Annotated in this window: 6 protein-coding genes; 5 read left to right on the top strand and 1 reads right to left on the bottom strand. The window is 46.7% G+C overall.

Annotated elements, in window-relative coordinates; all coding sequences use genetic code 11:
* Positions 1–248, bottom strand: a 248-nt coding sequence (locus tag L0156_08600; GenBank protein MCI0603062.1) for a DUF4256 domain-containing protein, incomplete at its 3' end; no start/stop codon positions are given.
* Positions 249–327: 79 nt separating this feature from the next.
* Here L0156_08600 and L0156_08595 point away from each other — a divergent pair.
* The 5 genes from L0156_08595 to L0156_08575 all read left to right on the top strand — a co-directional run bounded on the left by L0156_08595 (position 328) and on the right by L0156_08575 (position 5,943).
* Positions 328–516: a hypothetical protein gene (locus L0156_08595; GenBank protein MCI0603061.1), complete on the top strand. Its 189-nt coding sequence runs from the start codon at positions 328–330 to the stop codon at positions 514–516.
* 60 nt (positions 517–576) lie between these two features.
* Positions 577–1,131, top strand: coding sequence for a hypothetical protein (locus L0156_08590; protein ID MCI0603060.1), 555 nt, complete (start codon positions 577–579; stop codon positions 1,129–1,131).
* Positions 1,132–1,481: 350 nt separating this feature from the next.
* Positions 1,482–3,467, top strand: a complete 1,986-nt coding sequence (locus tag L0156_08585; protein MCI0603059.1) for a TonB-dependent receptor — start codon at positions 1,482–1,484, stop codon at positions 3,465–3,467.
* Positions 3,468–3,469: 2 nt separating this feature from the next.
* Complete coding sequence (locus tag L0156_08580; protein ID MCI0603058.1) at positions 3,470–4,039, top strand: YfiR family protein; 570 nt, start codon at positions 3,470–3,472, stop codon at positions 4,037–4,039.
* Entirely contained in the window at positions 4,036–5,943 is a 1,908-nt protein-coding gene (locus L0156_08575; GenBank protein ID MCI0603057.1) for a PAS domain S-box protein, read from the top strand. Before L0156_08580 ends, L0156_08575 begins: the two co-directional genes overlap by 4 nt.
* Positions 5,944–6,045: the final 102 nt, after the last annotated feature.

Genomic DNA, 6,045 nt, shown 5'->3' with positions numbered 1-6,045 from the left:
GGACTTTCCGCTGAACAATCATAAAAAATGTATTCGCCCGTCTTTTTATCATGACCAACAACATCCGGTTCACCGCCAGTTCTTTCCATTTCATTGAGTGACCATAGTTTTTTAGTATTAGCTTCCAGCTTTGCTTGTACTTTAGCCCATTCAAGACCTTTATGGCGGTTCATGTTTTTCTCAAAACGGGCTTTCAATGCTCTGATTAGTTCTTCACGTTGTTTTTGTGAAAGGGCTACGTTTGACATAGTTTTTATGTTAAGAAAACAAGTAGTTCATTTTTATTTTAACAATATTTTTGTATTTTAGGCCAGGTCACATCTTCAAATGGCTGATCACCGGTCCGATATTCACGGATTGGTTGCCTCAGGAATTTTTAATGCTGACGGATCCTTTGTCCCTGCTGTGCTGTTTGCCGAAAATGTTCTGCGAGAGCTCTTTGAAGCCCATGTATACAAGCTGCTGGTTTCCAAAGGGTTCATCGGTCCCGATCTGATCGCAAAGATGCGCACCTAGAGACACAGCGGATTCCATGTCTATGTAAGACCTCCATCATACAAAAAGAAGATGTCGTGCGTGTTGGACTCTATATTGTCCGTGCTCAGGCTTCCGCATCCAGACTCCAGCTTACTGAAGGATGGTCTGCTGAAATACCTGGCTAAGGGATGGCTGCCAAACGATCGATGCGATTCTCTGTTTGAACCCGCAGGCCAGATCTTTGACTATCTGGAGTGTATTGGAAGAGTGACCTGTCATATTCCTGAGAAGGGAGCTCAGCTTGTACATTATTACGGAGCCTACTCCAATGCCCATCGCGGAAAGAGAGCCAAATCGGCTGCCTCATCAGCCCTCTCGTTGTCCGATTCTTCATCAGCAGTTGAGCCGGAAACCGAATGGGCCAAACTGCGCCGTAAATCCTGGGCAGCTTTGATTCGACCTGTTTACGAATCGGATCCATTGCTTTGCCCAAAGTGTGCCACTCAGATGAAGATCGCCTCGGTGATCAAAGACGGAAAGGTCATCGATAAAATTCTTGCCCATCTGCAATACAAGTTCGAGCCTCTACCCCTTGCTGCCGCACGACCTCCGCCGGATACTCCCCCTGAGTGGGATTTCTCCCCAGCTGACTGATTCCTCTCTGCTTCCGATACGGGTAGCCGTGCTCTTTTTCTGTCTCAAAAACCTACCGTGCGCCGTCTCTTCATACCCTCCTGGCACACTGCCCTTTTTGTATGCTTATTTCTTGCCGTACGGCAAGAAAATAGGCATACAATTGGACTCGATCGGTTCGGTATAACAAATTCGCTTTCAATTTGGCGATAGAAACCGAAGAGGAACTTCATATCAATGCTCTCAATAGATTCCATTATAGAGGTGATTTTTACCGAAGTTTAGGGTGTTGCCCTCATTGTCAGAAACAATAATTTGAGAGAAACTAACCATACCAGTGCCGGCGGCTTGTAAGACATAGGGGGACCATTATGCGATGCTTATTTGCGTGTTCCGTGCTTTGTTTATTTGCATTGACTTCTTCTGCACAGGAACAAGAAAAGCCAGACTTAACAGAAGTGGGTCTTGAGCAGCTGATCAATATGGAAGTTACTTCCGTATCGAAGAAGAAGCAGAGTGTGGCGGAAGCCGCGGTAGCTATTTTTGTAATAACACAAAAGGACATCCAGCGTTCTGGAGCTACGAGTATTCCGGAATTGCTGCGCATGGCTCCTGGACTGAATGTTGCACAGATCGATGCCAATAAATGGGCCATCAGCTCACGCGGCTTTAACAGCCGGTTTTCGAACAAGCTTTTAGTGATGATCGATGGCCGTACGGTGTATACGCCTTTGTTTTCGGGAGTTTTTTGGGACGTACAGGACACATTATTGGAGGACATTGAAAGAATCGAGGTCATTCGTGGTCCTGGTGCAACTCTGTGGGGTGCTAACGCAGTAAACGGCGTCATTAACATCATTACAAAACGCCCGCGAGAGACACGCGGCGGAATGTTTACTGGGGGACTTGGATCCGAAGAAAAAGGATTTGCAGGTTTTCGATACGGCGACGAAATAGACAGTCTCAGCTATTACCGTGTTTACGGCAAGTATTTTAATCGCGACAACTTCGTTCTCACTCCGGGAGTTCCTGCAAACGATTCCTGGGATATGTTTCGCGCAGGATTCCGCGCCGAGAAAAGTTGGATCAGAGGTGACTCCGTTACAGTTCAAGGCGATCTCTACAACGGTGATATAGGTGATCAGGAAACAGTGCCATCTTTAGCGCCTCCATTTCTGGTGACTTTGATCGATGATGCAGAGGTTTCGGGTGGGAATCTTCTTGGCCGATGGGAACGTAAATTTGCCCACGATTCTGATATGGCTCTTCGGATTTATTACGATCGCACAAATCGCCTTGATACGGTGCATCGAGAGAATCGGGACACTTTCGATATGGATTTTCAACATCGGTTTGCATGGGGAAGCAGACAGGAAATCGTTTGGGGGCTGGGTTACCGCTATACAAATGATGATATCAGCGGCATTGTTGTATTTGATCCTTCCAGTAGAGCCGATCATTTGTTCAGCGGTTTCATTCAAGATGAAATCAGATTTTACAATGAGGAATTTCGGTTAACCGTCGGGACAAAATTCGAAAACAACGATTACACTGGTACCGAGATTCAACCCAATGTGCGTATGCTGTGGACACCAGAAGAACAGCACACCATCTGGGGAGCGATCTCACGAGCGGTCAGGACTCCTTCGCGCTTTGAACATAATGCGGTGATTAATGTCTCAGCCATGCCCGTTCAGGGCGGCCTGCTTGCCTTAACGGTATTGTTGGGTGATCCTGATTTCGAATCGGAGGATCTGGTTGCTTATGAACTTGGATATAGAGCTCAACCTGATCCAAAGTTTCATGTCGACGTTGCTCTTTTTTATAATGATTATCGAAACCTCCGAACCTTCGAAACAGGAAATCCATTCTTTGTACCTGATATCCCGCCACACCTTGTTGTGCCGTTAACACCAGAGAACAGGATGGATGGCCACACTTACGGCTTGGAAGTAGCTTCAACCTGGATGGTCACAGACCGTTGGAAATTGGCGGCGGGATATAGCCATCTTCAAGTTCAGCTGAACCGCGAAGCAAACAGTACCGACACGGCTTCGGAAAATGCCGAAGGCGATACTCCGAAGAATCAATTTCAGCTGCGATCTTTTATCGATTTGCCGGCGGACCTAAAGTGGGATGCCACATTGTACTTCGTCGACAGTCTATTCAATCAAGAAGTATCTAGTTACTGGCGTGCCGATATGCGGTTGGGTTGGTATCCTGGCCACAATGTTGAAGTAAGCTTCACCGTGCAAAACTTGTTTCATCAGGAACATCCGGAATTCGGCACAAGCTTTCTGATCAGCCGTTCGGAGATCGAGCGTAACGTATACGGCAAGTTAGTTATTCGATTTTGACCATGAACCGGCGACGCATGCAATCGAATCATTGGATGATCCGTTTCCTACTGTTACCCTTCATCCTGCCACTTCTTACAAGTCCAGCACTTCCACAATCGCCCACTGAGTATCAGGTCAAAGCTGCCTTCCTTTATTACTTTGCAAAATTCATCGAGTGGCCGCATGGTATTTTTCCTGCCGAATCAACTCCAATTTTTATTGGTATCCTCGGAGAAGATCCTTTCGAACTGGAGTTAGATGAAACAATTCGCGGTAAGACTGCAAATGGAAGAGAATTATTTGTGAAGAGATCTGAAGAACTTTCGGAATTGAAAAATTGTCACATTTTGTTTATTAGCTCTGCGGAAAAGGAGCGTATTCCCTACATTCTTGATTCTCTAAGAGGCCTCAGTATTTTGACAGTGAGTGAAACTGACAATTTTATCGAAGAGGGCGGCATTGTAAATTTTGTGATCATACAGAATAGAGTTCAATTTGAGATCAACTTGCAAGCAGCAACCGGTGCGAAACTGAAGATCAGTTCAAAACTTCTGAACGTAGCAAGGACCATCAGGAGTAATGCAGGATGATTAGTTTTCGGCATGCGCCAATCAAGCGAAAGCTGGTTTGGATCATCATGCTCACGAGCATTGTAGCTCTGTTATTGACTACTGCAGCGTTTGTTACATACGAACTAATCATGTTTCGACGCACGGTGGTACGGGACTTATCAGCGATAGCGAGCATCATCGGCGCAAATAGCACCGCGGCCGTAGCTTTTCATGATCAGAAGTCTGCGTCTGAAATCCTTGAAGCACTTCATGCTGAAGAACACGTTACCCGTGCCTGCATTTATGACAAGAATGGCCGTGTTTTCGCAGTCTACCCGTCTAAAACAGGATCAAAATTTCCTGTACCTGAAGAGACCGGTCATCGTTTTTTGAACAACCGCCTTGTCCTGTTTCGCACGATTCTGTTGGACAACGAAAAACTGGGCACCGTCTTTATCGAATCCAACCTGCAAGAAATGTATTCACGAATCAACCGTTACGCACTGATCGCGCTAGCGGTTACGGTCGCTTCCCTTCTTGTTGCATTGCTGCTGTCCTCTAAGCTGCAGCGAGTAATTTCTACGCCGATTCTAAGGCTCGCTCATACCGCTAGCGAAGTTTCCAAAAAAAAGGACTATTCGATCCGTGCAGTCAAAAAGAGTATGGATGAAATAGGTGTTTTGGTAGAAGACTTCAATGAGATGCTCAATCAGATTCAGCATAAGGATGCAGCCTTGCTTGAGTCGTATGAACAATTGGAAAAACGTGTATTAGAACGAACCAAGGATTTACAGCAGGAAATTATCGAACGCACGAAAGCGGAGGGCGCGCTCAGAAAATCAGAGTTGCGATTCCGCTCCGTTGCGTATTCTGCGAACGATGCAATCATTTCCGCTGATCAGGACGGAAATATTCTTTCCTGGAGCAAGGGAGCAGAGAAAATTTTCGGATGCATAGAAGAGGAAGTCTTGGGACAGCCGCTCACGATCATCATGCCGGAACGCTACCGCAAAACTCACAAAGAAGGGATCGAACGATTCAAAGCCACAGGCGAAACGCGCGTGATCGGAAGGACCATTGAATTACACGGCTTAAGAAAGGATGGCATTGAATTTCCTGCAGAACTTTCGATTGCAAGCTGGGTCACCGGCGATGAAAGGTATTTCAGCGGAATCATCCGCGATATAACGGAAAGGAAACGGGTGGAAGACGAGATTCGAAAACTGAATATTGAATTGGAAAAACGAGTGCGTGAGCGAACAGCAGAACTGGAGGCGGCTAACAAAGAGTTGGAAGCTTTCAGTTACTCCGTTTCTCATGATTTGCGTGCACCACTCAGGAAAATCGATGGATTTAGTCAGGCGCTACTGGAGGATTATGAATCGAAGTTAGACGAGCAGGGGAAGGATTATTTAAATCGCGTCCGCGCATCGAGTCAACGAATGGCCGGATTGATTGATGATATTCTAAATCTTTCCCGAGTTACGCGCACTGAAATGCGCCGTGAATCTGTAGATCTAAGTTCGCTCGCAAAAAGTATAGTTTCTGATCTACAGCAGACCCAAATGGGGAGAAACGTTACCGTAATGATCCAGAATGGTGTCGTCGCAAACGGGGACGCTCATCTTTTGCGGGTTCTGCTTGAAAACCTGATAGGCAATGCTTGGAAGTTTACGGCGAGGCATCCCAAAGCTAACATTGAATTCGGCTGTATGTCACAAAACGGAAGACCGGTGTTCTTTGTGCGGGATGATGGCGCGGGATTCGATATGGCGTATGCAGACAAACTGTTCGGACCGTTTCAGCGGCTCCATTCCTCAGCGACTTTTGAAGGAACTGGAATCGGACTCGCGACGGTACAACGGATCGTGAATCGGCACGGAGGACGTGTCTGGGCCGAAGGCTCCGTTGAAATAGGAGCTACATTCTATTTTACTGTGTAACGCCGGAGACTGTCCGAAAAGTCCGGAGTTGGCGGGTTCTAGCGGGAGCGCGGGCATCCTTGCCCGCAAAGCACTCGTCGAACTCGATAGTTTTTGCGGACT

The sequence above is a fragment of the bacterium genome, assembly GCA_022616075.1.
In the GTDB taxonomy this organism is placed as follows: Bacteria; Acidobacteriota; HRBIN11; order JAKEFK01; family JAKEFK01; genus JAKEFK01.
This window is presented reverse-complemented; position numbering and strand designations above follow the sequence as displayed.

What these genes read in the sequence shown, in the direction of transcription:
- L0156_08580 (MCI0603058.1), top strand. Translation starts at nt 3,470, where the DNA reads ATGAACCGGCGACGCATGCAATCGAATCATTGGATGATCCGTTTCCTA.
- L0156_08585 (MCI0603059.1), top strand. Translation starts at nt 1,482, where the DNA reads ATGCGATGCTTATTTGCGTGTTCCGTGCTTTGTTTATTTGCATTGACT.
- L0156_08575 (MCI0603057.1), top strand. Translation starts at nt 4,036, where the DNA reads ATGATTAGTTTTCGGCATGCGCCAATCAAGCGAAAGCTGGTTTGGATC.
- L0156_08595 (MCI0603061.1), top strand. Translation starts at nt 328, where the DNA reads ATGGCTGATCACCGGTCCGATATTCACGGATTGGTTGCCTCAGGAATT.